The organism is Nostoc sp., assembly GCF_054880495.1.
This window is the reverse complement of sequence record NZ_JBTYKD010000094.1, coordinates 20,230-46,173: the sequence shown is the minus strand read 5'-3', so window position 1 is coordinate 46,173 and position 25,944 is coordinate 20,230. Positions and strand designations below refer to the sequence as shown.

General features: G+C 41.9%; 21 protein-coding genes, 2 pseudogenes and 1 CRISPR repeat array. Of the genes and pseudogenes, 11 read left to right on the top strand and 12 right to left on the bottom strand.

Annotated elements, in window-relative coordinates; genetic code table 11:
• Positions 1 to 648 carry a hypothetical protein gene (locus ACYTXL_RS10565; RefSeq protein ID WP_461924687.1) on the top strand — a complete coding sequence of 216 codons (648 nt, stop codon included), beginning with the start codon at positions 1 to 3 and terminating at the stop codon, positions 646 to 648.
• 47 nt (positions 649 to 695) lie between these two features.
• On the opposite strand, the gene ACYTXL_RS10560 is transcribed toward ACYTXL_RS10565, so the two are convergent.
• The 4 genes from ACYTXL_RS10560 to cysS all read right to left on the bottom strand — a co-directional run bounded on the left by ACYTXL_RS10560 (position 696) and on the right by cysS (position 5,214).
• On the bottom strand, positions 696 to 2,042 hold the full coding sequence (locus ACYTXL_RS10560; protein WP_461924747.1) for a TldD/PmbA family protein: 1,347 nt from the start codon (positions 2,040 to 2,042) through the stop codon (positions 696 to 698).
• 4 nt (positions 2,043 to 2,046) lie between these two features.
• Positions 2,047 to 3,486: a TldD/PmbA family protein gene (locus tag ACYTXL_RS10555; RefSeq protein ID WP_461924686.1), complete on the bottom strand. Its 1,440-nt coding sequence runs from the start codon at positions 3,484 to 3,486 to the stop codon at positions 2,047 to 2,049.
• Positions 3,476 to 3,679: a hypothetical protein gene (locus ACYTXL_RS10550; RefSeq protein ID WP_461924685.1), complete on the bottom strand. Its 204-nt coding sequence runs from the start codon at positions 3,677 to 3,679 to the stop codon at positions 3,476 to 3,478. Before ACYTXL_RS10550 ends, ACYTXL_RS10555 begins: the two co-directional genes overlap by 11 nt.
• A gap of 68 nt (positions 3,680 to 3,747) precedes the next feature.
• A complete protein-coding gene (gene cysS, locus ACYTXL_RS10545; protein ID WP_461924684.1) occupies positions 3,748 to 5,214 on the bottom strand; it encodes a cysteine--tRNA ligase in 1,467 nt (488 codons plus the stop codon).
• A 138-nt stretch (positions 5,215 to 5,352) separates the two neighbouring features.
• Between cysS and ACYTXL_RS10540 the strand changes: the two genes are divergently transcribed.
• Entirely contained in the window at positions 5,353 to 6,444 is a 1,092-nt protein-coding gene (locus tag ACYTXL_RS10540) for a CobW family GTP-binding protein (RefSeq protein ID WP_461924746.1), read from the top strand.
• A 524-nt stretch (positions 6,445 to 6,968) separates the two neighbouring features.
• Here the strand turns inward: ACYTXL_RS10540 and ACYTXL_RS10535 are convergent.
• The gene (locus tag ACYTXL_RS10535) at positions 6,969 to 7,526 is read right to left on the bottom strand and encodes a transposase (protein ID WP_461924745.1); all 558 of its coding nucleotides are present in this window, start codon (positions 7,524 to 7,526) and stop codon (positions 6,969 to 6,971) included.
• A gap of 4 nt (positions 7,527 to 7,530) precedes the next feature.
• Between ACYTXL_RS10535 and ACYTXL_RS10530 the strand changes: the two are divergent.
• A pseudogene (locus tag ACYTXL_RS10530) lies at positions 7,531 to 7,902 on the top strand (IS630 family transposase); the annotation flags it as partial.
• Between the two features lie 51 nt (positions 7,903 to 7,953).
• Here ACYTXL_RS10530 and ACYTXL_RS10525 read toward each other — a convergent pair.
• The 3 genes from ACYTXL_RS10525 to hemC all read right to left on the bottom strand — a co-directional run bounded on the left by ACYTXL_RS10525 (position 7,954) and on the right by hemC (position 11,384).
• Complete coding sequence (locus tag ACYTXL_RS10525; RefSeq protein WP_461924683.1) at positions 7,954 to 8,289, bottom strand: acyltransferase family protein; 336 nt, start codon at positions 8,287 to 8,289, stop codon at positions 7,954 to 7,956.
• 545 nt (positions 8,290 to 8,834) lie between these two features.
• The gene (glgA, locus tag ACYTXL_RS10520; protein WP_461924682.1) at positions 8,835 to 10,277 is read right to left on the bottom strand and encodes a glycogen synthase GlgA; all 1,443 of its coding nucleotides are present in this window, start codon (positions 10,275 to 10,277) and stop codon (positions 8,835 to 8,837) included.
• A gap of 135 nt (positions 10,278 to 10,412) precedes the next feature.
• Positions 10,413 to 11,384 (bottom strand): hydroxymethylbilane synthase, encoded by a 972-nt coding sequence (hemC, locus tag ACYTXL_RS10515; protein ID WP_461924681.1) that lies wholly within the window; start codon positions 11,382 to 11,384, stop codon positions 10,413 to 10,415.
• Positions 11,385 to 11,692: 308 nt separating this feature from the next.
• Between hemC and ACYTXL_RS10510 the strand changes: the two genes are divergently transcribed.
• The 6 genes from ACYTXL_RS10510 (at position 11,693) to ACYTXL_RS10485 (ending at position 16,611) form a co-directional block, all read left to right on the top strand.
• Positions 11,693 to 11,848, top strand: a complete 156-nt coding sequence (locus ACYTXL_RS10510) for a hypothetical protein (protein ID WP_461924744.1) — start codon at positions 11,693 to 11,695, stop codon at positions 11,846 to 11,848.
• 99 nt (positions 11,849 to 11,947) lie between these two features.
• Positions 11,948 to 12,427 carry a Uma2 family endonuclease gene (locus tag ACYTXL_RS10505; RefSeq protein ID WP_461924680.1) on the top strand — a complete coding sequence of 160 codons (480 nt, stop codon included), beginning with the start codon at positions 11,948 to 11,950 and terminating at the stop codon, positions 12,425 to 12,427.
• A 259-nt stretch (positions 12,428 to 12,686) separates the two neighbouring features.
• Positions 12,687 to 13,874 (top strand): glycosyltransferase family 4 protein, encoded by a 1,188-nt coding sequence (locus ACYTXL_RS10500; protein WP_461924679.1) that lies wholly within the window; start codon positions 12,687 to 12,689, stop codon positions 13,872 to 13,874.
• A gap of 137 nt (positions 13,875 to 14,011) precedes the next feature.
• Positions 14,012 to 14,449 (top strand): DUF6918 family protein, encoded by a 438-nt coding sequence (locus tag ACYTXL_RS10495; protein ID WP_461924678.1) that lies wholly within the window; start codon positions 14,012 to 14,014, stop codon positions 14,447 to 14,449.
• A gap of 189 nt (positions 14,450 to 14,638) precedes the next feature.
• On the top strand, positions 14,639 to 15,550 hold the full coding sequence (locus ACYTXL_RS10490) for a M23 family metallopeptidase (RefSeq protein WP_461924677.1): 912 nt from the start codon (positions 14,639 to 14,641) through the stop codon (positions 15,548 to 15,550).
• A gap of 392 nt (positions 15,551 to 15,942) precedes the next feature.
• The gene (locus tag ACYTXL_RS10485; protein ID WP_461924676.1) at positions 15,943 to 16,611 is read left to right on the top strand and encodes a peptidoglycan-binding protein; all 669 of its coding nucleotides are present in this window, start codon (positions 15,943 to 15,945) and stop codon (positions 16,609 to 16,611) included.
• A gap of 486 nt (positions 16,612 to 17,097) precedes the next feature.
• Here the strand turns inward: ACYTXL_RS10485 and wecB are convergent, their stop codons facing one another.
• Together wecB and ACYTXL_RS10475 are read right to left on the bottom strand one after the other, a co-directional pair.
• Positions 17,098 to 18,228 carry a non-hydrolyzing UDP-N-acetylglucosamine 2-epimerase gene (gene wecB / locus ACYTXL_RS10480; protein ID WP_461924675.1) on the bottom strand — a complete coding sequence of 377 codons (1,131 nt, stop codon included), beginning with the start codon at positions 18,226 to 18,228 and terminating at the stop codon, positions 17,098 to 17,100.
• 567 nt (positions 18,229 to 18,795) lie between these two features.
• Complete coding sequence (locus ACYTXL_RS10475; protein ID WP_461924743.1) at positions 18,796 to 19,167, bottom strand: hypothetical protein; 372 nt, start codon at positions 19,165 to 19,167, stop codon at positions 18,796 to 18,798.
• 732 nt (positions 19,168 to 19,899) lie between these two features.
• Here ACYTXL_RS10475 and ACYTXL_RS10470 point away from each other — a divergent pair.
• Both ACYTXL_RS10470 and ACYTXL_RS10465 read left to right on the top strand, forming a co-directional pair.
• Positions 19,900 to 21,174, top strand: coding sequence for a type IV pilus twitching motility protein PilT (locus ACYTXL_RS10470; protein ID WP_461924674.1), 1,275 nt, complete (start codon positions 19,900 to 19,902; stop codon positions 21,172 to 21,174).
• A gap of 190 nt (positions 21,175 to 21,364) precedes the next feature.
• Positions 21,365 to 22,135 (top strand): circadian clock KaiB family protein, encoded by a 771-nt coding sequence (locus tag ACYTXL_RS10465; protein ID WP_461924673.1) that lies wholly within the window; start codon positions 21,365 to 21,367, stop codon positions 22,133 to 22,135.
• Between the two features lie 248 nt (positions 22,136 to 22,383).
• A CRISPR array of direct repeats spans positions 22,384 to 23,438; the repeat unit is 37 nt; unit sequence ATCGCAATGAACTAAAATCCCTATTAGGGATTGAAAC.
• A gap of 36 nt (positions 23,439 to 23,474) precedes the next feature.
• Here the strand turns inward: ACYTXL_RS10465 and ACYTXL_RS10460 are convergent.
• The gene (locus ACYTXL_RS10460) at positions 23,475 to 24,497 is read right to left on the bottom strand and encodes a zinc-dependent alcohol dehydrogenase family protein (protein WP_461924672.1); all 1,023 of its coding nucleotides are present in this window, start codon (positions 24,495 to 24,497) and stop codon (positions 23,475 to 23,477) included.
• Between the two features lie 355 nt (positions 24,498 to 24,852).
• Positions 24,853 to 25,926 (bottom strand): annotated as a pseudogene (nrdJ, locus tag ACYTXL_RS10455) (ribonucleoside-triphosphate reductase, adenosylcobalamin-dependent); the annotation flags it as partial.
• Positions 25,927 to 25,944: the final 18 nt, after the last annotated feature.

Sequence of the window (25,944 nt, the reverse complement as noted above, 5' to 3'; positions counted from 1 at the left end):
ATGAAAGAACTTTGCTACACTTTGCTGTCAGACGGCAGTTCAGATAAAGCACTGATGCCTATCCTCACTTGGTTATTACGGGCGCATCAGGTAGAGTGTGCTATCCAGTCTAATTGGGCGGATTTGCGACGCTTACCCAAACCACCGAAAAAGTTATTACCACGTATTATCAACAGCTTAGAACTCTATCCTTGTGATCTCTTGTTTATCCACCGAGATGCAGAAAGAGAACCACGCGAAAAACGTATAACGGAAATCTTAGAAGCGCTAGAAGAAGCAGTTAAAAAACCAGTAGTAGTGCCACCTCATATTTGTGTGATTCCGGTACGTATGCAGGAGGCGTGGCTGTTATTTGACGAAGCAGCGCTACGGAAAGCGGCAGGGAATCCTAGTGGGCGTCAGGCATTACAACTGCCAGATATCTGTAGACTTGAACAACTACCTGATCCAAAAGATATTCTCTATGGACTTCTGTGCGAAGCTAGTGGGTTGACAGGTCGGCGGCTAAAGCAATTCTCGGTTAACGAACGTGTACACCGATTAGCTGAACTGATTGATGACTTTTCACCACTTAGAGCTTTGTCTGCTTTTCAATTACTGGAAACTGAAATTCAACAAGTTATAGAAACACAAGATTGGTGTTCCTAATAGAGATGCAAAATTTTGCATCTCCAAAAGATATTTGCATGAAATCATTACAAAGTATATGTAAAATCTTCCACCAGCATACCGGGAACCAAACTACCTCCAAGTTGACGACTTTCGTATGTACCTACTTCGGGAATGAATTCTTGAAAAGTGGTTAAATCTACTAAGTTTTCTCCCCAAAAGCCATAGAGACTTTCATCAAAACGTAAGTTTTCAATGGGAGCTATAATTTCTCCCTTTTCTACCCAAAAACAAGCATAACGGGTCATACCTGTGATTCTACCAGTTTGGCGATCGCTCCAATTCAAGTAATGCAAATTCGATACATATAATCCTGTATCTAAACTCGGAAGAATCTGTTCAAATACTAAATTTCCTGGACTCAATTCTGGCGCTCGTAAAGTCTCTGAACCATTAGCACCATTAGAAATTTTTTTATATTCCTTCGCAGTCCGAGAATTCACCAGAGTATTTACTAAATCTCCTTTTTCTATTATTGGTAACTCCAATGCTGCTATTTCTCCCAATTCATTAAATCGCGGTACTAATCCCCGTTGAAAGTTTTCTTTCAAACTAAATGCAGTCGAAAGTTGTTTTTCTTGACGCCATAGAGCAGCTAAAGAACTATTCCCTTGCTGAATATCAGCTTCGCTCACAGAACCCCAAGAAAGCATCATTAATAAATCTGCAACAGCAGCAGGTGCAAAATAAGTTTTGTACTGTCCCCGTGGCAATTCTTTAGCTGCGCGAGAAAGTAGTTCTAGTTGCTTTTTGGCTTCGCTGATTTTGGCTATATATGCAGATTTATCCCAATTACTCCCTGTAAATGTGCCCTTAACTGCTTGTCCATCGGTGGTAAATAGAGAATAATCTAAGGTAAAAGAATCAGTAGCAAACCAGTGTTTTTGCCCGTTGGAATCACCATAAGCTTTAATGATAAGACCTCCAGCGTATATACCAGTAAAATCCAATTCAGTAACTAGTTCTAGCACATTGGGTACTACTGCTTCCGCCGCCAATAAATTCCCAGAATGTAGTTCTCGACTGATATTATTTCCTGATGGCAAAACTAGATATGGGTCGATAGGTAATACAATAAGTTCCACACGTAGTTCTTGTAAAGCAGTATATGCTAACTGCCAATCTACCTCCCAATTTCCAGTAAAAGGAAACTGTCGAACACTGCTGCGTTGATCTGCCATCAAAGTTAGTTCGATCCAACCATCATCAACACAACCAGTTTGTCGTACTTTCGCATGATTGAAACGAGTAAATTGACTTCTTTCACTGCTTAGTCTCACAGTGAATTGTTCATTTTCTGCTTTTTTTATAAGTAGAGTTTCAATCAGTCGATTAAAGCTGATTTCTAGCGCAGATAATTCCTGAATTTGCACTTTTTCAAGTTCCTCCACCAAAAACTTCGACATTAGCAAATACACAAACTGGTGAACCGTGTCCTACCCAAATGGCCTGATTTGGTTCTCCTTTTCCACAATAAGGAGTACCATACATTTGCCAGTTATCAACATTCCCTACTTGGGTTAAGCTATGCCAAAACTCTGGTGTTGTGGCGCGATAGTTAGGATTACGGAGGGTTTTGGTGAATTTGCCGTTTTCAATTAATTTGGCGTACTCACAACCAAATTGAAATTTGTAACGGCGATCGTCAATTGACCAAGATCGGTTAGATTCCATATAAACGCCGTGTTGTATGCCGCCAATAATGTCTTCAAAGGTGGCGTTTAGAGGCTCTAAATTCAAGTTTGCCATGCGATCGATCGCTGGTCGATTCCATGAGGAAGCACGGGCACAGGCAACGCCTGCTACACCTGCTCTGGCTTGACTCTCCAGGCTCCCCAAACCCCGTTGGAGTACACCTTCTTTAACCAAATACTCCCGCGTTGCTACAGCACCCGTATCATCAAAACCATAGCTGGCATATTCACCAGGCACGGTAGGATCAAAAGTAATGTTCATCAGTGGCGAACCATATACTAGGTTGCCAAAATCACTTTTATTAACAAAGCTGCCCCCAGCATAGTTACGCTCATCTCCTAAAATTCGGTCAATTTCTAGGGGATGCCCGACACTTTCATGGATTTGCAGCATCATTTGGTCTGGGGCTAACACTAAGTTGGTGCGGGTGGTTGGGCATTCTTCTGCTGTCAAGAGTTCTATTGCTTGTTCGCCAATTTGCCGCACCCGATGCCATAAGTCTTCTTGTTTTAAAAGCTCTAGTCCGCCTTGGTAACAGTTGGCTTGCGAGCCGTTGTTGCTACGCTGCTGTACAATCACCCCATCTTGGGCAGTGGCTCCATAATTAGTGCCTATCAATAGTATTTTTTGATAGACTTCTGAGCCGTTGCTGCTGACAAACCAAGATTCTTTCTCGGTTGTGCTAGCACTAGCTAAGGTTTGCACTATCTTGTCGTCAACTTTCAGCGTTTGGCAAATCCGAACCAGTAAATCGTTGATTTCTCCCGGACTCAGAGCATCCAATGGCTGAAGATATGGAGATTTATATTCACCAACGACTTTAGGGCGCTCACTTTCACTGAAGGGATGTATCCACCATTCCCTGGCTGCTAGCGCCTGTTTATACGCTGTTTGAGCAGCAGCTTGTAAAGAAGACAGTTCTAGAGAGTTAGTTGCTGCATAACCCAGACAGCCATTTACTAAAACTTCCAGCATTGCTCCGACAGTGAAGGATTTGCCGTTTAGTTGGGGTAAGGCGTCACGGACCAAACGGGTAGTAGAAGTTTCCTTTACGGCTCTAATACCAATCCAATCAGCAGGAATGTCGAAACTAGCGATCGCTTTTTTAAGTTCAGACCACATAATTTAAGGAATTGGGAATTGGGAATTGGGAATTGGGAATTGGGCACTTGTACTGAGCGTTCGCGTAGCGTCTCGTAGAGAAGTTGTTGGCGTAGCCTCTCGTAGAGAAGTATTGGGCACTTGTAGTGAGCGTTCGCGTAGCGTCTCCTAGAGAAGTCGTTGGCGTAGCCTCTCGTAGAGAAGTATTGGGCATTGGGGAAAGAATTCTTATAACTCCTGTACAGACGCGATTAATCGCGTTTCTTAACTCCCCACTACCCTTTAATTCCGATGCCAGCGTGTGCCATCACGGCTATCAATTAGCGTAATACCTTCTGCTTGAAGTTGGTCACGAATGCGATCGCTTTCGGCAAAATTCTTGGCAATACGTGCTTCTTTCCTTTGCTGAATTCGCGCCTCAATTTCCGTATCGCTTAAACCATTACTCTGTTCAGGTTGTGTTTCTATCTCGGCTTCTAAACCTAAGACTCCAGCTAATGTAACAAGAGTTTGCCATTGACGCTGTAACTCCTCTGGTGATGTTTCGGTTTTCCCTTCATGCACAAGAAGATTTCCCTGACGGCGCAGTTCTTTGGCTAATTCAAATAGCACTGTTAACCCACCAGGAAAATTAAAGTCGTTATTCACAGTTTCTTGGAAACGTTCAACAGTTTCAGGGAGTAGTGAGACAGTTCCCACTCCCCAACCCAGTTTTTTCCCGTATTGGTAGCCGAAGACTAACCCTTCTTTAATGGTGTGCCAACCGTTGGTTGCTGCGGCGATCGCTTCATGGGTAAAATCAATTGGTGTGCGATATTGAGCGGTTAGCACGAACAAGCGCACCGCCATCGGGTCAACTCCTCGATCCAGTAAGTCTCTAATAGTAGTAAAATTGCCCAAAGATTTGGACATTTTTTCACCATCTACCTTCACCATGCCGTTATGTAACCAGTAACGCGCTAAGGGTTTTCCGGTAACAACCTCAGATTGGGCAATTTCATTTTCATGGTGGGGAAAAATTAAGTCAGTACCACCAGCATGAATATCTATGGTATCACCCAAGCGATCGCGCACCATTGCCGAGCATTCTATATGCCACCCCGGACGACCTGCGCCCCAAGGTGATTCCCAAGCAGGTTCTCCCGGTTTTGCTGCCTTCCATAAAGCAAAATCAAAGGGATCTTTCTTTTTCTGGTACTCTGGATCATCTACGTTGACGCGTAGGCGTAGCCCGCCGTAGGCATCGCTTTTCCCGGCTTGCATATCTTCTAACTTGCGTCCCGAAAGCTTGCCATACTCAGGAAACAGTCGTACTGCATAATACATATCGCCGTCAGCAGGGTAGGCAAAACCCTTATTTTCCAATTCGTGAATTAAGCGTTGAATGCCATTCATCGTGTGGGTAGCGCGGGGATACTCATCGGCTTCTTTGATCCCCAGCCGCGCCATATCCTCAAAATATGCTTTGATGAAGCGATCGGCTACAGCCTCCATTGATGAATGTTCAACACAGGCTCGATTGAGAATCTTGTCATCAATATCAGTAAAATTTTGGATATATCGGACTTGATAACCGATAAACTGGAGGTATCGGCGCACTACGTCCCAAACGATGCAAGCTCTAGCATGACCCAAATGGCAGTAATCATATACCGTCACGCCGCAGTAATACATCTTAACCTTGCCTGGTTCGACTGTTTCAAACGGTTCTTGACGACGGGTGAGGGTATTGTAAAGGGTTAAGGTCATAACAGAGTAATGCTGAAATAAGGAGATAGGTAATAATAGGGTAAAGCAGCTGGGATGACAGTCCAGCATCCCTATGCTAGTGTTTTCTGGACTATCTGCGCTACATTACTATTTTTTGACTCTTTGAATAACAGCGCTATGCAATCAGCAGTTACACCCCAATCTCAAGCAATGGATACGCCCAAACAAGGAATGCCAGTAACGATTATTACAGGTTTTCTCGGTAGTGGCAAGACGACTTTACTTAATCATATCCTCAACAACCAACAGGGTTTGAAAACCGCCGTTCTCGTGAATGAATTTGGCGAAATTGGCATCGACAATGAGCTAATTGTTTCCACTGGTGAGAACATGGTGGAGCTAAATAATGGTTGTATCTGCTGCACTATTAATAATGATTTGGTAGATGCAGTTTACAAAGTTTTAGAACGCCAAGAAAATCTAGATTATCTAGTAGTGGAAACAACTGGATTGGCAGATCCGCTACCAGTAGCTTTAACGTTTCTAGGTACAGAATTGCGGGATTTAACCCGCTTGGATTCGATTATTACCGTAGTAGATGCGGCGAATTACAGCCTAGATTTATTTAACTCTGAGGCAGCATACAGCCAGATTGCCTATGGTGATGTAATTTTACTGAATAAGACTGATTTGGTAGATGAAGCCACTTTGAAGGAGTTAGAAAGAAAAATTAACGAAGTGAAGGAAGGAGCAAGAATTATCCGCACTACGCGATCGCAAGTGCCACTTCCTTTAATTCTGAGTGTTGGTCTATTTGAGTCTGATAAATATTTTGACACAGTGGTAGATGACCACGACCATCACGATCATCATGACCATGATCACTCAACATGCGGTCATGACCATCACGATCATGATCACCATCATGACCATCATTCTGACCATTTAGAAAATGATGGTTTCACTTCCATATCTTTCCAAACTGACAAGCCTTTTTCTATTAAGAAGTTTCAGTATTTCTTAGATAACCAGCTACCTACAAATATCTTCCGGGCGAAGGGGATTATGTGGTTTGATGAAAGTCCGAAGCGTCATATTTTCCACCTTTGCGGTAAACGCTTTACCTTGGATGATGATGAATGGCAAGGTCAATTGAAAAACCAACTAGTGCTGATTGGTCAAAATTTGGATCGTCAGGCTTTAATTGCTCAACTCGAAAACTGTATTAGTCTACCTTCAACCAGTCGCGGTAAAGGCTTTGGGAAATAAAAGTTACAGACGCGATTAATAGCGTCTGTACGTTTAATGCTCGTTCCCAGGTGGAACCTGGGAATGCCTTCCTAATAGCTCCGCCATCGATTTTGAGCAATGAAAATCAGTGAATAGCGATCGCAATTATCGATAAAAAGAAATGGTATTAGGAGTTTTGAAGTAAACTACCCACCACCATACCGCATCTACTAATATCTAAGCTTTATTTAAACGTCTATTTTTTATCCAAGACATGATTAGATTTCTAAACCTGCCTGTTTTTGCTTCAGTAAAATGTGCTATCACAACCGCATACAAAAATACAAATACACCTATAATCAATCCTAAGAATAAGTGAAAAATATCTGGTTGCCAAGGGCGGTCATCAATTATATATGCTCTGATAAAGCACAGTATCGGCATGTGGACAAGATAAAGAGTGTATGAATATCCAGCTAAACCTTTAGAAAATTTTTCGTATGCTCCTTCTTGTCTAATTTTACTAGGATTATTAACTAGAAGATATACAGCGTATTGCAGGTTTATGAGGTACAGTAACAACAGTTTGTAAACCAGTTTTTTAAATGCACTGGATTAATCAAATCGAGTGCAGTCGCAATTAAAACATCAACCATTTTCGCAGTGGTTGGAGAAAAGGAGCGGAGAAAAGATTTTAATTGTGACCACCAATGTTCGATTGGATTAAAGTCAGGAGAGTAGGGTGACTGATAAAGAACACTTGCGCCCTTGGATTGAATTAAAGGCTCGATTCCTTCCACTTTATGTGCTGGAACATTATCCATAACAACTACAGCACCCGACCAGAGTTGAGGAACTAAGCACTTTTCGACAAAGACTTTAAATGCATTTCCATCCATTGAACCGTTTAAAGTCATAACAGCCAAAACTTGTTTCATACTTACTGCCCCAATTACTGTAACCTTCGCCCCCCGATAAAATGGTTTAAAATCATACACTCTACTTCCATGAGGGCTTCGAGCATGAGTTCGCGTTAAACCCAATAAAACACCCATTTCATCGATGAAAACTAAGTTTTCTGGGTCTATTTGTTGGACTTGCTGCCAATACTCAGTTCTCAAATAAGGTGATTCTAGCAACGCGATTGCTTTTGTACAATATTTAATTTCCCAGTATCCAAAAAGCCGAATTGCTCTAATTTGGGATGGAGCTAGTTATCATCGTTCTGCTGAATTTAAAGCTTACTTAGATCATCTGAATCAAGGGTTAAGTGAAGATGAATGGAAAGTTACTTGTATTCGATTTGCACCTAATGACCCAACGCAAAATCCTGTAGAGGACATCTGGTTGTACGCTAAAAAATTTATTAGAGAGTTTTACCACTTATGCAAATCGTTTCCTCAAGTCAAGAGATTATTTGAACTCGTTACTAATCATCAAGTTTTTGATTTTCCTAAAATATTTATGTATGGTTCATTTTTTTCACAACTCATTTAGGATTGCTATATTTATGTATGGTTCATTTTTTTCACAACTCATTTAGGATTGCTATAAACGTGTTAAACGAGTTACTAAATAATTAATCCATGACCATCGCTTTTGCTGAATTGTTCTTAGTACACTAGCTGAGATAAAAAATCCACTGAGAACAAAAAAAATAATTACACATTGATGACCCAATCCTGTTAATGAATTGAACCTTTTGATAAAAAAATTAGGATTACTAACTTCTGAATATTCTAGAAATAATAAGAATTTCAGATGACCGATAAAAACTAATAAAGAAGCTAATCCTCTTAATAAATCAAGATGAGTTGACCATCGATAACTCCTGATTGAAGGAATATTATAAATAGGCTGAGTATGAGTTTTTTCTACTAACATTTTTGTTCCGGGATAAAAGAGGCAATCAAAACTTGTATCGCAGCGATACAAAAATTAATATACAATTATCCGCTCTTAATATTTTCAAGATTACAATTTTTTTTTAAAGCTTTATAGCAGCTTTATTTTTTTTCAGAGAATAAAAGGATTCAGTCGCCATAACTCAGCATTAGTTTTGTACAACTGGTGGACTTCCGTGTGAGCGCTACTTCTCTACGAGAGGCTGCGCCAATCATAGGCTCAGTACAAGTCAGTTGAACGATGAATATAACTGTTCTCGGTTGAGTGAGGTAAGTGGGCGTGAATAATTAAAGGTTTGTATTAAGCGCTTCAGCCCTTACTAGAAGCAAGCCAATTTAATTAATTTTACATTGTGTAACATAGTTTTATTTATTCTTGCCCACTCACTTACTTCCAAAAAAATTGTTTCAGAAACAACAAAAACTTATGATTAGCATCTTTAGATATCAGGCTCATCTAAACAATGCTATGAGGATTCACAAACAGTAGGGTCGTATAAATAAATGTACGACCTTAAAGGTAGATTACGACTTGCTACTGATGACTACTTCGTTTAACACTAATTCTGGTTGTGGTACCTCCTCTTCTTCTTCTGGCAAACCGTAAATTGACCTGTACAACTTCACGTATTGCTTGGCAGATTGATACCAACTAAAATCTTGACTCATGCCCCGTTTTTGTAGTTCTTGCCATTGCGGTTTGAAACGGAAGCCTTCCCAAGCACGGATCATACAGGTGAAAAGGTCTAGAGGTTCATAGCGGTCAAAGCAATAACCTGTACCTATGACATTTTCGGGGTCATAATGGGTTACGGTGTCAACTAATCCACCTGTGCGGCGGACAATGGGTACAGAACCGTAGCGCAAAGCCATCATTTGGCTAATACCGCAAGGTTCAAAACGACTGGGCATTAAGAAGGCATCAGTACCAGCGTAGATCCGGCGAGACAGAGCATCGTTATACAATAAGTAAGTAGCCATGCGTCCGGGAAAGCGGGATGCTAATTGCCACATCTGAGTTTCATAGTAGCGATCGCCTGTTCCTAACAAGACAAACTGTGCATCTGTATAAGATAGGAAGCGATCGAGGATTTGTAATATCAAATCAATGCCTTTTTGTTCCACTAATCGGGTCACAATCCCAATTAAAAAGGCTTTGGAATTGACTTCTAATCCTAGTTCTTCTTGCAAAGCAATTTTGCTGGCTTTGCGTTTCTCTAAAGTATCAGCAGTGAAGGTTTGAACAATGTATTTGTCATTTTCGGGATTATAAACTTCAGTATCAATACCATTAATAATCCCAGATAATTTACCGCTAATAAAAGACAGCAAACCTTCTAATGTTTCACCATAGGTTGGTGTCTTGATTTGCTCGGCATAAGTTGGCGAAACTGTATTTACTTTATCGGCAAATTGCACCGCCGCCGCCATTACATTGTGTCCTTGCATATACCAGGGACACCAAGTAATTTTCTCTAAATACCAACGCCACGGACCTTGATAAGCCAGATTATGAATGGTAAAGACTGTGCTGATATCAGGATCTTGGTGCATCCACACGGGAATCATCCCCGTATGCCAATCGTGACAGTGGATAATTTCCGGTTTCCAGTAATTCCAGGCAAATTCGGCTGCTCCATTAGCAAACAGGGTAAACCGCCAGTCTTCACCATCTCCAGAATAAATGTGGCGAGGTAAAAAGGAGGGATGTCCAAATAAGTACAAAGGAACATCAGTACCAGGCAGAAGGCTTTCATAAACAGCAAATTCTTGGAACATGGCAGATCCCCGCCAGATGGGTTCTTTAGGAATTTCCATTTTGTCTGGGAGGAAGCCATAGTAAGGCAAGAATATCCGCACATCATGCCCCATTTCTCTCAGGAATTTGGGCAATGCCCCGACAACATCACCCATTCCTCCTACTTTGGCAATGGGTGCTGCCTCTGCTGCAACAAATAGAATCCGCATCGTAATTTTTGCTTCCCTGAGTCTATATTGTCAAATTAACTCTCTGATCCCGACCAACGCGATTTATCGCGTCTGGCACGTTTTTTGTGCAACGGCGATCAATTCTTATCTAATCACATCGGCTTACCTAATTGCTTAGGAACCGCGCTGAATCACCGCAAAAATTTCTGATAGAATTTCTTGCGCTCCCTGTTGCCGCAACAGTTCTGCTAGTTCTATGCCTAGTGCTTCGGCGTTGTTGGCAATGCCTGTGACGGTATCTTTTACCAGCTTTTGACCATCTACACTGGCGACTATCCCTGTTAAGGTCAAATTCTCACCAGATATTTCTGTATTTACACCAATAGGTACTTGACAGCCGCCCTCTAAGAAGCGTAGAAAAGATCGTTCCGCAAGACAGCGATCGCGTGTTTGGGGATGTTCGATCGCTTTGAGTAGAGATAGCAATTCACTATCATCAGAACGGCATTCTATCCCTAAAGCTCCTTGTCCAACGGCGTGGAGGGAGATTTCTTTGGGTATAACTTGATGAATGCGATCGCTCATTCCCAATCTTTCTAACCCTGCTGCTGCCAAAATCAAAGCGTCGTATTCGCCTGCATCCAGTTTGGCCAACCGTGTAATCAAGTTTCCCCGGACATCCTTAAATGCAAAATGGGGGAAGTGGTGGCGTAACTGTGCTAACCGCCGCAGTGAAGATGTACCGATTACTGCACCTGCGGGTAAAGTATCGATTTGTTTATCTTTGTGCTTTTCATGCACCACTAATGCATCTGCTGGATTTTCCCGTTCAGTAATTGCTGCCAGTGTTAACCCTTCTGGTAAGTGAGTTGGCAGATCCTTAAGAGAATGAACCGCAAAGTCAATCTCCCGATTGAGCATTCCAACTTCAAGTTCTTTAGTAAAAAGTCCTTTATCGCCAATCTTAGCTAATGCTACATCCAAGATTTTATCGCCTTGGGTAGACATGGTGTGGACTTCAAAAGTGATATCAGGAAAGCTTTTCTTGAGTTGCTCTTGTACCCAGTAGGTCTGAACCAGAGCAAGTTGGCTTTTGCGTGAACCAATCCGAATAGTGCGTGGGGGACTAGAAACTACTGTAGTCATAAAACAATATATCAAACCAGGCGATAAATTCACTCTGATCTAGACTACCGTAGTCAGGGACTCATACGAATTTTGGGTTTTGGATTTGGGATTTTAGATTACAATTCTTTACCAAAAGCTGGTTTTAGGCGATGTCTACGATGGTTACTGAGCTTGCCGTACCCTTCGGGAAGCCAGCTACGCGCAGCGTCTCGTAGAGAAGTACGGGCTACGCCTACGCAACCTGGGTAGCAAGTTGCTTCATCAACTCAATTTTCCAAGATTCCTATAGGCGAGGTACGATCGCGCGTAATACCCTTTGACTTTAAATACTGACGATTCGACTTGAGGAGGATGTCGTGAATTACTTTAAAGTTGTTGCTGAAGAAACTGGCATTTCCTATCAGAGCCTGATTAACCTTTATTTACAAGATTGTGTAAAGTCGCAGCGCAAACCCTCGTTGGAGTGGGTGAGCAACGCCTAACAAATCGGATTCCTATATAGGCAGGCGATCGCCTGGTTGTATCCAGCCAGTGCCAAACGTTGATAAACTGGATATAGTACTTTCGGAGTGGCAGAAGTCATGAGTGTTGCAAAATCTGCATTCCTAAGCTTAGAGGAGTTTCTGGAGTTACCAGAAACAAAGCCTGCAAGTATTTATATTGATGGTGAGATTATCCAGAAACCAATGCCGAAAAGCCGCCACTACCGACTTCAGACTAAGTTGATTAATCCCATTAATCAAGTCACAGAGAAAAGGCAAACCGCTTATGCTTTTCCAGAGTTGCGTTGTACTTTTGGTGGTCGGTCAATTGTTCCAGATGTGGCGGTTATTCGTTGGCAACAAATTGAGTTTGACGAGAACGGAGAACCTGTAGATGATCTGCTAATTGCTCCAAACTGGATAATTGAAATTCTTTCTCCCAGTCAGAGTTCCAATGGAGTTACAAGCAATATTTTGCACTGCTTAAAATATGGTTGTCAGTTGGGATGGTTGATTGATCCTAATGAGCGCTCAGTTCTGGTATTTAAACCACATCAACAACCAGAATTTTGTCATTGAGAAGATAGCTTAACTATTCTAGATGGTGTTGATTTAGAGTTGACAGTAGAACAGGTATTTGGCTGGTTAAAGATGAAAGCAGAGTCAGCAAGCCATTAACAGATTGTTTGGAAAGTAGTATAGTAAAGAATTTACACTGATACTTTATCAGTGTTAAAAAATCTAAAGTTAAAAAATCTAAAAATTTTAGTAAACATACTCAGTGCATTTAGCATCCTTGTATTTTTAGATATTTGTAAAGTGTCGGGGAGTGTAGTAGATGAAGATACTGGTACTGAGTTGGGAGTTTCCGCCAAGGATTGTTGGGGGAATTGCGCGGCATGTAGCGGAATTGTACCCGGAACTGGTAAAGCTAGGGCATGAAGTCCACCTGATTACGGCAGAGTTTGGTCAGGCGTCGATGTATGAAGTAGTTGAGGGAGTAAAGGTACATCGGGTGCCAGTCGGCCATAGTAACGACTTTTTCCACTGGGTAGTCAATCTCAACCTGAGTACGGGAGAACACGGTGGTAAGTTGATCTTGGAGGAAGGTGCCTTTGATTTAATTCATGCTCATGATTGGTTAGTCGGAGATGCCGCGATCGCACTCAAACATAATTTTAAAATACCACTAATTGCAACAATTCACGCCACAGAATACGGACGCTATAACGGCATTAATACGGACATCCAAGGCTATATTAATAGCAAAGAAATCTTGCTAGCTTACAACGCTTGGCGGATTATTGTTTGTAGCGACTATATGCGCCAAGAAGTAGAACGAGCGCTACATAGTCCTTGGGACAAAATTGATGTCATTTATAACGGTATCCGAGCCGAAAAGAAACAGCATCACGTAGATTTTCATGCTCTGGATTTTCGCCGCCAATTTGCCACAGACGATGAGAAAATCGTTTATTACCTCGGTCGTATGACCTACGAAAAAGGTGTACCTGTATTACTTCATGCCGCACCCAAGATCCTTTCTCAAATGGGAGGTAATGTTAAAATTGTGATCGTTGGTGGCGGCAATACTGACCATCTCAAGCGCCAAGCTTGGGATTTGGGAATTTGGCACCATTGCTATTTTACAGGTTTTCTCTCCGATGAATACTTAGATAAATTCCAAACTATCGCTGACTGTGCCGTTTTTCCGAGTTTTTACGAACCCTTTGGGATTGTGGCTTTAGAAAGCTTTGCTTCTCGTGTTCCTGTAGTAGTTTCTGATACTGGTGGTTTCCCAGAAGTGGTTCAACATACCAAAACAGGTATTGTTACTTGGGTGAACAATCCCGATTCTTTAGCTTGGGGAATTTTGGAAGTATTGAAAAATCCAGGTTATCGGCAATGGCTGGTGGATAATGCTTATGAGGATTTAGAGCGACGCTTTAGCTGGCCGAAATTAGCCAAGCAAACAGAGGAAGTTTATCAGCGAGTTGTGCAAGAGAAAAGGCAAATTGCGTGGTAAGACAGCACCCCGACTTCTTCAAGAAGCGGGGGATCTAAACGCTAACAAGTTTAGCCCAGTAGTACTTTTCTGTAATTTCCTGGTTGCTAATAAAATTAGTCGAATATAAATTAAGTACTTAGATAAGGAAAAGTGAAATGGGACTTAGCGACGGACTTTTGAACCCGACCAAAAAGGCGATGGTCATAGATGACTGTTGCAAGATGATAGAAGGACAGCTTGCATCCAAGTCAGGTATGAGCGGCCTCGCTTTGAAAACTGCCTTCGCCGCCCTCAAGGGGGTTAAGCCAGGGTATATCTCCTACGTCGTTGAGCAGATCCTGCCCCAGTGTTTCACCGCACTTGATCCCGTCTGGAATGAAGGCGTAGAGAAAGGCGATCCAATTGAACACCTGAGTACAAATCGCTCTTATACAGCAGACGCGCTACTCGGTGTTACCGATGCCAGAGTCAAGAACGCAAAGCGCCAAATCGTGCGCGGAACCTATGAAAAACTTCGCGGTTCCGCCAAAAAACACGTAGAAGAAGCAGTGCCAGACTTAGCAAAATTAATCAGTAATTACACTAAAGCCTGAGCCAGAAGGGAAAAATTATAATAAACGTATGCCGTCGTTCGATGCGTCGGTGGCTGGCATACGGAGCAGATATTATATCGTGTCCGATTAAATACTTCTCAATTTAATTTCCTGATATATACCGAGTAAGTTTGAAACAACAAATAATCAGAAACCATCTGAATTATTGTTTTAATCGGCTTACAACTTATGAAAAAAGTTACCGTTTCTCGATACCGTACTTATGGACTAATTGGGTTAATATCCTTAATTGGCGTATTAAGTACAACTACATCCGCTTTAACACAGTTAGCAAGTGATTCCCCAATTGGGCAAACTCCTATCCCTGCTTCTAACTTAATCTGGCCGACACAAGGGTTTATTTCTCAAGGCTTCCACAAATATAAACATGAAGGAATTGATATTGCCGGGGCATCTGGAACTCCTATTGTTGCTGCTGCATCCGGCACAGTTGTAAAAGCAGGCTGGGATGACTGGGGATTAGGCAATGCCATAACTATTAAACATCTCGACGGCAGCCTTACTGTTTATGGTCACAATCGCCGTTTGTTGGTGAGCAAAGGTCAACAGGTCATTCAAGGTCAAATTATTGCCGAGATGGGATCTACAGGCAATAGTACTGCACCTCATCTGCATTTTGAAGTTCATCCAAATGGTCGAATAGCAGTTGATCCGCTTCGTGTATTGACATCCTTAACTGCAAGTGTTGGTTCTGGTTCTATTCAGCAAGTGAATAACCCGAATCGCCCAGTCTCGCCACCCCCAGTAGCAAAGCAAGTTTCACCTTCACAGCCAATTCCAATAGATTTTGCACCTGTTAGCACTGATACTAAATGCAATGGAGTTACCATCATTGAGGGTCAGACTGCAAGTATTCGTGTAAAAGTCTGTGAAGAAAATGGTCGGTTCTTTTATATTGGGCAGTTAAAGCGAGACTCAAGCAAGCCTATAAAGATAGCAGCTTTGAATATTGGTAAAGGCAGATATCGAGCAGATAATGGGAGTTTTTATTATTTAGTCAGCCCTGAAAAAGTGGAAGTTTGGCGAAATGGCAGTAAGATACGTTCTGACAGTTTTTATAGTTTAACGAAATCGCCATAAAGTCCGCAATTATATCATGTCCGCTAAATTACTTGTGATATGTCATTGCGAACGCTGCCCTCGCAATGACAACATTTTGGTTTATTGTAATTCAAAGCTACACACGGTAGGGGCAATACCCTGCGGTCAGCTAAAGCTACATGAATTGCCCCTACGTGAAAATCATTCTTTTTGGCTATTGTTTGCGTAAGTCCTGCTATTTTCATAAACCATATGATGATTAATTTGTCCAGTGGGTAAGTCCTACTTTTGACTAATTTTATTTTTTCTTAATTTCGCTACCAGTAAAAATTTGTGAGAAAATAGTGATATAAAATATACTAAGAATAAATACAGAGAATAACCAAGTAATTCTCTGCCAAGACTCATTTTTTCATATAAAGGAGTGCATCATGGAATATCTTACTTATTCCCACATGTTTATTGCTCAAGAAGAAGCATCTGGAAATGCTAAATCTAATCCCCCTAAATCTCAATGGAATTGGAAAAAACTTTTTAAATCTTCCGAGATAATTATTACTCAAGAAGAGTTATCTGGAAACAGCAAATCTAAATTCAATTGGAAAAAACTACTTAAATCTTCAGCTTGGTTAGCTTTAGCTGGCGTTGGTGTATTAGTTGTTGCTGTCACCCAAATTCAAATGAGTTCGGCTGCATATGTAAAGACTAACGGCAGTTGTTTACGTATTCGTACAGGCCCAAGCGCCAACTACTCATCTGTAGACTGTGTACCAAATGGTGCAACACTTCCAGCGATTGAAAGGTATGAAAACGGTTTTGCAAGGCTTTCTACGGGGAGATACATTTTTGCCCGATGGATTGGTGATAAACCTAACAATCCTTCTGTGACTAGACCTGGTGGTGTTGGCGGTTCGTTGATTCTTACTCCTGGTTCTAAAGGTCTGCTTGTCAGAGACGTTCAGACAGCTTTAGGTAATCTCACGGTTGATGGAATTTACGGTCAAGAAACTGTTAGCCGAGTCCGAAGCTTTCAGGCAAGTAAAGGTCTACTTGTAGATGGTGTTGTAGGCCCCGAAACTCGATCAGCTTTGGGTATTTAGCCAGAAGCCATCCTTTGAAAATCTCCTTTCCAAGTTCTACCTTTTTTCTTCTGAGATACAGATATACATAGGTAGGGGCGTACATCTGTCATACGTGTCAACTTGAGATCAAATACGCAATTTACCGTAGTTTTAGATCCCCCAACCCCCGCAAATTGGGGGCAAAAGATTCTAGTTCCCCCTTTTTAAGGCTACGGTGTAAACACAAGTCCTAAAAACCTAGCTTGATGAGGTTTTCCTCGTTCCCATACTCTGTATGGCAACGCATTCATTGAGTCTCTGACTCAATATTTAACTGGAGGCGGCAGCCATTCTCATGATCTTCATGGAAACGAGAGACTTTGATTGGGAGATTGTATCAGTTTGAATCTACCTTTTTTGGCTGGAAACTCGCTCTAGGACTACTTGTGTGTACACCCTAGCTTTTTCAGGGGAGTTAGGGGGATCGAAAATCTAGGCAGTACAATCTTTGTTTAATCTAAATTCCTAAGTTGATATTTCTGATGAAAGACCCAAGTAATTTTGTACAATCTGCAAAATGCGCTCTGCTGCATGACCATCCCCAAAGGGATTAATTGCATTTGCCATTGCTTGATAAGCATCTGGATCACTGAGTAACTCCGCTGCTGCTGCAAAAATTTTCTGACTCGTAGTGCCTACAAGTTTAGCTGTACCGGCTGCAACCGCCTCTGGTCTTTCGGTGGTGTCTCTCAAAACCAACACTGGTTTTCCCAAACTGGGGGCTTCTTCTTGCAAGCCACCAGAGTCAGTCAGCAAAAGATGCGATCGCCCAATTGCTCCCACCAATTCGCCATAATCTAGAGGTTCTGTCAAGAAAATTTGCGGATGATTCCCTAAAAGTTCCTGCAATGGGACTCGCACTGTTGGATTGCGATGCAATGGTAGCAGCAAAGCTGTATCAGGAAACTTGTCTAAAATTTGTAAAAAGCCCTGAGCGATCGCTTGGAGTGGTTCTCCCCAATTCTCCCGGCGATGAACTGTTGCCAACAAAACGCGATATGATTCCCAATCTAAGCCTGGCACATTGCAGACTACTTGGGTTGCAGCTACATTTAACAGCGCATCAATTACCGTGTTACCCGTCATGTGAATTTCACCCAAAACACCCGAACGGTGCAAATTTTCTACAGCCCAAGGAGTCGGCGCAAAGTGCAACTGAGTAATTTGAGAAATCAACCGCCGATTAGCTTCTTCTGGGTAAGGATTGAATATATCATCAGTTCTTAACCCTGCTTCTACATGACCAACAGGGATTTTTTGATAAAAAGCTGCCAAAGCTGCGGCAAAAGCCGTGGTAGTGTCTCCCTGTACCACCACTAAATCTGGCTTTTTCTCCTGAAATAATGCTTCTAACCCTTGTAAACTTCGGCAGGTAATATCATTTAGAGATTGCCGAGCCTGCATAATTTCCAAATTATAATCTGCTTTGATGTTGAACAGTTGCATAACTTGCTCAACCATCTCCCGATGCTGTCCAGTTAGAATGACTTGCAACTCAAAACCGGAATATTTCTGGAAAACCTGAATTACTGGAGCTAATTTAATCGCTTCTGGACGAGTACCCAAGATAATGCAAACGCATTTTTGATTAGTCATTTGTCATTAGTCATCTGTCATTTGCCAATGGTTATAGTCAATGGTTTATGGTCAATAGTCAATAGTTGGCGGTCAATCATCACACAAATCATAAATATACCCCTCTTCTGTCACTCTCCGAAAACATTTGCCATTTCTGAACTCTAGAGCTTTTATCTACCAAGGGTTCACACGATTTTTTTCTAATAACAAATACAACACCCATTTTTTTCTAATAGGATAGCTTGTATTGATTGCCTGATGAGGCTTCTAGCTATTACCCTCCCAGAGAGTGACAAAAGAGGGATACAGCACATTTCATCTGAATGAGGTACACAAGGGCGGGCAGGATGCCCACCCCACAAGATTTATCATATTAAGATGTGTACTTAATTTACCTGCAAAGTGCTGTAAATGGGTAAATGACACAAAATATCAAAAAAACCCAGCTTAACCGGGCAAATGCATTGTTTCTCGAATTCAACTGTAATGACCATATCTTGATTTGACAAGTTCAAATCACAAAGAGCATGAAAAAACCCGGCTTAACCGGGCAGACGCACTGTTTTTTGAATTCACCTGTAATAACTACTTAATCTCACAAGTTAAAGGGCAAGCAGCATAAACAGTAGTCTGCATTTGGTCTACTTCTCCATGCAGCCAGCTTAACCATTTGATTTGATTAGGATGAACTCCTTTAAGAGTTAGGACACCCGCAGCCAATACAACTGCGATGACATTAAACATGATTAAAGCGCCTGCTACAAGCAAAACAGCACTAACAGGCATCACAGATTGCAAGACAATGGACAACAGACATCCCACCGTAGCCATCAAAACAACTAATGGAAAACCGACAACCAACAAGCATACTCCCAATGTAAAAGTCCATATCAAAAAGCTTTTAATCACCAACAAGGAGTAGGTCTTTCCTAGATTAGAGCTTTGAGCAGAAACCATGACTTTTCCTCCCAAAAATATAGAGCAAATTTTAACTTCAGCCATATCTCGCATTTGGCGAGTTAACTGATTTTCTTTCTCAGTGAAATTCAGTATATAAAAACTAATCAGGAAAATGAGCATTTATTTACTAAACTTTACAGTTAATTTTTTGTAATTATGATTTCAAAGTCAAGTCCGTATGTATTAAAAAAACTTATTTTATGCATCCCTCTTGAGGTATAGAAGCTAAAAGGTATGAGCTTTTAACCTTGATCCCCAGGATATTCCTCTGATTGAACTTAATATTTCTTATAAAAATTAGTAGTGGTTCTCATAATTAATAGATGGGCTGAATAAATGATCTGCTAGTGTTTGTGCTGTTAATTGCTGGCAATTCGTGTCCATATCTGGGATAAATTTCTCATCTAAATCCTGAGAATATTCATGTTGATATTAAAGTATTATAGTTTACTAAAAATCTAAGTATATTTACTGCTACACCTGGAGTCCTTATGTGTGTTAAACCAGGATGGATAGGTTAAATAATTTCTTTCAATTTTCTGAGTAGTAGAATTTTATGAAAAAAAAGATACAACCTGAGGGGGATAAAATGGATTGACCGTGGTTCACGAGTTTCAATCGCCTCCCATCACCGCCAGGGCTTGCACGCAAGCATCTTGCAAAAGTCATCGAAGCAAGTGACTTGACTTTTTGCTAATTCAACTTTTTAACTGCCAAATTTTAAGATATATGACAGAATCACAGTCTCCGTTAAATTCTAACTCTCCTGCCGGACGTAACCTGCCACCAATGCCGCCACCACCGCCACCCTCTAGCACGCAACGGCAGATGACACAAACAATAGATATGTCAATGGATAGGAGCGCCACCGCACCTGTTGTAGGTCATCGTCCGGTTAGTGCACCGCCAATACCTACTTCAGTACGCCCTCAAAACAGCACTCCACAACTCACTTTAGCCCAGTTAATCAGGCTAGCTTACGATCAGGGATATTCTGACTTGCACTTGGGCGTAGGTGAAGTACCCCGCTTCCGCAGCCGAGGAGAAATTCAATCAACGGATTATCCAGAAACAGATAAAGAAACTTTCATGAATTGGTTGCGGGAGGTGATGAGTCAGGGAGAAATTCAGCGCTTTGAAGAAAGCTTAGAATTTGACGGAGCAACTCAGTATGACTTTGCTCGCGTGCGGATTAATGTTTTTGGCTCCCTCAAAGGGCCTGCAATGGTGTTGCGGTTGATTCCACTGAAAATCTTAACTATGGAACAGTTGAATTTACCCACAATTTTTCGGGATATTTGTCATTACCACAAAGGTTTAATTTTGGTGACTGGCCCGACTGGTTCTGGTAAGTCCACCACAATGGCAGCGATGGTTGACTACATCAATAAGGAAATGGCCAAGCATATCATCAGCATTGAAGACCCGATAGAATTTGTCCATCAAAGCCGCAAGTCTTTAGTTAAACAGCGAGAAGTGGGAATGCACACCCGGAAGTTTGACAACGCTTTGAAAGCAGCTTTGCGGGAAGACCCAGATTTGATTCTGGTGGGGGAAATGCGGGATAAGGAAACAGTTAACACCGCCCTAAAAGCCGCTCAGACTGGTCACTTAGTCATGGGAACCCTGCACACCAATAGCGCTGTCAAAACCATTGAGCGGATTCTCAATCTCTTCTCTGGTGACGAACAGGATGCAATGCGGGTGGCAATTTCTGAGTCTTTAGTGTCAGTAATTGCTCAAGGTTTATGTCGCACAACTGACGGCAAGCGGGCTGCTTTCCACGATGTGCTGATTAATACTGAGGCTATTAAAGAATGGATCAAAGACGGTAAGTATGATGAAATTGGCGAGTTGATGAAACAAGCTAGCTTTGACGGCATGATTACGATGAATCAGTCGTTGCTCAACCTCTATCAAGCTGGTCGCATAACCGAAGAAACTGCTTTAGAAATGTCACCAACTCCTAATGAAATGGCACAGTTTCTCCGAGGTCGAGTTTAAGATTTGGGGCTGGGGAGTGGGGAGAGACGTGATTAATCGCGTCTGTACTAGGGAGTGGGGGTATGAGGGAGACGAGGAAAATAACCAATGCCCAATGCCCAATCCTAAATATCTTTGTATTCCTGGTTGAGGTTATAGCTAAGGTAAAAGGTAAAAGAGAGAATTTTTTACTTTTAGCTTCCTAGCCTCTGTGAATAACTTGACGACAAACAAACTATCTACACCCCAGTTGTTTAAAGGCATTGCGCTATTTACACCTGGAGGAGATTTAATTTATTGCATCGACCCTAGCAAGCAAGGTCGATGGCACTTGCATTTGTGTTCGGCTTTGCAAGAAATCCTAGATTTGCCAGAGCCGCCGCACTTTTTAGTGCCTTGTTATACTGCAACTATTGACCACTGGTTAGATCCGCGCACTCAACAAGTACAAACTTTTGCTGAAGCTTATCCGGCTGTCATTAGACATCAAGCTTTGCTTAATGCCATTTTTGGCACAGGGGAGTTAGTATGGCAAGCAGCTCCCTGGCAGGAGGGGTTGTGCGATCGCATGGTATTAACTACTTATCGTTCCTCATTCCCGCAGCTTTGGGAAGATCACGATTTAATTGTCCGTCTAGACCTTTCTGAACCTGTGCCAAAATACCACCAACCAGTTATAGTCCAAAAAAAGGAAGTGATTACACAAGGCTATGTTCTCCGCTTGTTTGTTGCCGGACATAGCAGTACTACTGAACGCATTCTCCAAAATTTACACGAATTATTAGAGCGATCGCTCGGACATCCTTATACTTTGAAGGTGATTGATGTTTTAACTCATCCAGAACAAGCTGAACTCAATCAGGTTTCGGCAACCCCTACCCTTGTCAAAGTTTGGCCTCACCCAATTCGGCGAATCGTTGGAGAGTTGGATCATGTAGAGAAGATTTTACAGATGTTAGCCGCTAAGGAAAATTTTAAGTAATCAGGCTAGTATTTTTGCCAACTGCGCGAATGGGTAGGTGTTGGGGAAGGGTAACAACAAAAATGGCTAGATTGCCGTATATGCAAGGAATTGAGGGTTGTAGCATCTTTAAAGTATCCGCGCACCTTATCTAGACTGACTTTCAGCTATTTACATCTTGCACAATTGCCTCTCCTGATGTTATGATTCTTGCATTCGCGCTATTGAACCTTGAAAACCAAATAACACACGGCTTTCAGACGCCTGCGATCGCAATGAACTAAAATCCCTATTAGGGATTGAAACCAACCCCTTTGGCGTTAATATTTATCTGCAACGACAAGATAATCGCAATGAACTAAAATCCCTATTAGGGATTGAAACGTGAACGCCAATTCACGACCTAGAAGAAAATTTTATATCGCAATGAACTAAAATCCCTATTAGGGATTGAAACTGCGCCAGATAAAAGCCTTCGCAGATTCTGCTCATTAATCGCAATGAACTAAAATCCCTATTAGGGATTGAAACATGAAGCGATCGCACATGGGATGACAGAGGCTATTGCATCGCAATGAACTAAAATCCCTATTAGGGATTGAAACGGGCTACTCTTATTGACTAGCCATGAATACAAACATCGCAATGAACTAAAATCCCTATTAGGGATTGAAACGTAAGTAATTTCTTGGGGGACATTTGTAGCGTACAAAATCGCAATGAACTAAAATCCCTATTAGGGATTGAAACTGACTGTTTACGATCCAACCACGACCCCAGCATCAGATCGCAATGAACTAAAATCCCTATTAGGGATTGAAACGATTAAATCGAAATCACCGCCAACACCTACCACCATCGCAATGAACTAAAATCCCTATTAGGGATTGAAACTGACGCGCTCCTCGAAGCATAAAATCGTAATGCATCGCAATGAACTAAAATCCCTATTAGGGATTGAAACCCTTCTCTACCTTGGGCTGCGCTCAGGGCAAGCCATCGCAATGAACTAAAATCCCTATTAGGGATTGAAACCAGTAATCGCACCTTTGTAATCAGGAGCAAGGAGCAAATCGCAATGAACTAAAATCCCTATTAGGGATTGAAACGGGGAAAGCGGACAGATCCCCAACCACTAAAAGCATCGCAATGAACTAAAATCCCTATTAGGGATTGAAACAGACTTATCAATCTATCCCCCCATAACTTTATCTATCGCAATGAACTAAAATCCCTATTAGGGATTGAAACCTCGAAGATGATGACTCCGGTAAGCTAACAAAAGTAATCGCAATGAACTAAAATCCCTATTAGGGATTGAAACAAGCGATCGCTCAACAGTTAGCAGGAACGAGCGTCATTAGGAATTATGAATTAGATTTATAACTACTTTCCCGAAGTGAGCCGCACTTTTGAGGTAATGATAAGCTTCCCGCGCTTCAGTGAAGGCGAAAACTCGATCAATAATCGGTTTTATTTGATGCTGTTGCATCGCCTGATTCATCGCTTCAAAGATTTCCCGACTGCCAACATAAATTCCCTGAACTGTTAAACTCTTAAAAAGTATTGGCATGGGGTCAATCTCATTTCCTCTGCCTGACAATAGGCCAATCAAACTAATACGTCCTCCAATGCGGACTGCTTGTAGGGATTTTGGCAAAGTTCCTGCACCGCCTACCTCAATTACATGATCTACACCCGTGCGATTGGTTAATTGATAAACTTGCTTTTCCCAATCTGGTGTTGTTTTGTAGTTGATTGTCTCGTCAGCACCAAGCTGTTTTGCTCGTGCCAATTTCTGATCACTGCTGGAAGTAATAATCACTCTAGCACCATGTATCTTGGCAAACTGGAGCGCAAAAATCGAAACTCCCCCAGTACCGAGTAATAAAATACTATCACCTGCGCGAATATTGCCTTTTGTCACCAGTGCCTGCCAAACTGTAACTGCTGCACAGGGCAAAGTTGCACCTTCAATGTCGGATAGATAGTCAGGTAATATCACCAAACTATCTTGGTGTAATACGACATACTCAGCCAGCATTCCATCAATACCGCCTCCGAGATCGAATTTCATTTTCTCTTTGGTTAAAGAGCCATAAATCCAGTCTGGGAAGAAAGTAGCAGCCACGCGATCGCCTATTTTTACCCGTGTCACACCTTCCCCCACGGCCACGACTTCTCCGGCACCGTCAGACAGGGGAATTAACGGATATTTCTGTCCAGCACCGTAAGCTCCTTCGGCAACAAGCAGATCACGGTAATTTAGGGATGTTGCTTTGACTTGAATCAGAACTTGTCCCGCAGTTGGTTTTGGTTGGGGGCGATCGACTAATGCCAAAGCATCAATCCCGGCGTTGCTTTGAATTTCGTAAGCTTTCATAGGCGGACTCCTTTTGCCAAAAAAGAAATTGTTTGCTGGTTATCTACACCAAATACCTCAGGACTTACGCAAACAATAACCGAAACCCTTATTTTTAGGTAGGGGCAATACCCTGCGGTCAGTCTTCATCTACATGAATTGCCCCTACAGTATGTAGTTTTGCATAAGTCTTATTTATACAGCATATTTCATCTGAATGAGGTACACAAGGGCAGGCAGGATGCCCACCCCACAAGATTTATCATATTAAGATGTGTACTTGATTTACCTACAAAGTGCTGTATAAAAAGCAGTGGTTTAATATAAAACCACTGCTTTTTAATAGTGACTATCCGAAGTTGATAGTCATTTCACCTTATGAGCTTGGTTGCTGATCGGGAAACATACATTTATCAGAGTCACAACCACTAGGTCCTGCCTCTGACATTTCGCCGGAATCGTAGCGGCTTAAGACTGCACAGAAATCATCTGTTTTGCGCCGTGCTTTCACCTCTTGATTCAAGCGATCGTAGGTTGATTTATCTATTGGTTCAAATGGCAAACGTGGGAATGATTGCAAGTCATCAAAACGGGCTAAAAGAGCGGCTGAAATATATCCTTGATCATTTTGGATAGTTTCATAGATACGCTCTGCTAAAGGTTCGATTTCATCAGAGCGAAGTTCTAAAGTAGCTGATGTGTTGTGAGTCACATACCAACGTTGAACCTGGAGGACAAAATCAAATTGGGCTAAAACTGAAAATTTAGAAACATCGATTTCATCACATCCTGATAAATCAGCCCAAGATACAGAAACAGGGATTTCTACTAGCCACTCATTCACCCGTGAATCAAAGGGATCGTTGAGCAAATTTCCCTGCTCATCTTTGTCGGATTGAGAGGGAATTACATTGTAACCATAGTCAATACAAGCTAAGGCTACTGGGTCATTTTTGCCGAAGGTGATGCGGCGAATAAATCTTTGGGCTTTCGGGGGATGCCATCCTGAACTAGCATTAGTTAATAAAGCCTTGGTGCCACTGGGTTGGACTGTGGTACAGCGATTTGGACGTTTGAGATTGTGGCGATCGCAGTAATCCCAAACAACCCGATGTACAATATCTCTCCAGGAACTTAGATATTTTTCTTCCTGACGTTTGAAAGCTAATCCTTGTGTAGTCGCAGGTCTTCCTTCTGACCACCAGCGCAGCCAATCAACACCAAAAGCATGGACAAAGAAATCAAATAAACCTGTAAAAGAAACTCCCACAATTGGGTCTAATTCACGGCTGTATTGATAGCGTGGTTCCAGGAATTTGTGATTTAAAAGTGCTGCTACAGATAGCGCCCCAGCAGTGAAAGCCTCCTCTTGTTCTTTGTAGTTATGTGGATCGATTTGATTCAGGTGAACCTCAGACAAATTGCAGTGGAAGTTACTACCGATGATTTCCAGATTTGTTACCCTAGA

Coding starts and splice junctions, on each gene's coding strand:
- ACYTXL_RS10495 (WP_461924678.1), top strand. CDS start 14,012: ATGGGACTTAGCGACGGACTTTTGAACCCGACCAAAAAGGCGATGGTC.
- ACYTXL_RS10485 (WP_461924676.1), top strand. CDS start 15,943: ATGGAATATCTTACTTATTCCCACATGTTTATTGCTCAAGAAGAAGCA.
- ACYTXL_RS10500 (WP_461924679.1), top strand. CDS start 12,687: ATGAAGATACTGGTACTGAGTTGGGAGTTTCCGCCAAGGATTGTTGGG.
- ACYTXL_RS10555 (WP_461924686.1), bottom strand. CDS start 3,486: ATGTGGTCTGAACTTAAAAAAGCGATCGCTAGTTTCGACATTCCTGCT.
- ACYTXL_RS10525 (WP_461924683.1), bottom strand. CDS start 8,289: ATGTTAGTAGAAAAAACTCATACTCAGCCTATTTATAATATTCCTTCA.
- hemC (WP_461924681.1), bottom strand. CDS start 11,384: ATGACTACAGTAGTTTCTAGTCCCCCACGCACTATTCGGATTGGTTCA.
- ACYTXL_RS10540 (WP_461924746.1), top strand. CDS start 5,353: ATGCAATCAGCAGTTACACCCCAATCTCAAGCAATGGATACGCCCAAA.
- ACYTXL_RS10475 (WP_461924743.1), bottom strand. CDS start 19,167: ATGGTTTCTGCTCAAAGCTCTAATCTAGGAAAGACCTACTCCTTGTTG.
- ACYTXL_RS10505 (WP_461924680.1), top strand. CDS start 11,948: ATGAGTGTTGCAAAATCTGCATTCCTAAGCTTAGAGGAGTTTCTGGAG.
- ACYTXL_RS10550 (WP_461924685.1), bottom strand. CDS start 3,679: ATGCCCAATACTTCTCTACGAGAGGCTACGCCAACGACTTCTCTAGGA.
- wecB (WP_461924675.1), bottom strand. CDS start 18,228: ATGACTAATCAAAAATGCGTTTGCATTATCTTGGGTACTCGTCCAGAA.
- ACYTXL_RS10460 (WP_461924672.1), bottom strand. CDS start 24,497: ATGAAAGCTTACGAAATTCAAAGCAACGCCGGGATTGATGCTTTGGCA.
- ACYTXL_RS10470 (WP_461924674.1), top strand. CDS start 19,900: ATGACAGAATCACAGTCTCCGTTAAATTCTAACTCTCCTGCCGGACGT.
- cysS (WP_461924684.1), bottom strand. CDS start 5,214: ATGACCTTAACCCTTTACAATACCCTCACCCGTCGTCAAGAACCGTTT.
- ACYTXL_RS10565 (WP_461924687.1), top strand. CDS start 1: ATGAAAGAACTTTGCTACACTTTGCTGTCAGACGGCAGTTCAGATAAA.
- glgA (WP_461924682.1), bottom strand. CDS start 10,277: ATGCGGATTCTATTTGTTGCAGCAGAGGCAGCACCCATTGCCAAAGTA.
- ACYTXL_RS10490 (WP_461924677.1), top strand. CDS start 14,639: ATGAAAAAAGTTACCGTTTCTCGATACCGTACTTATGGACTAATTGGG.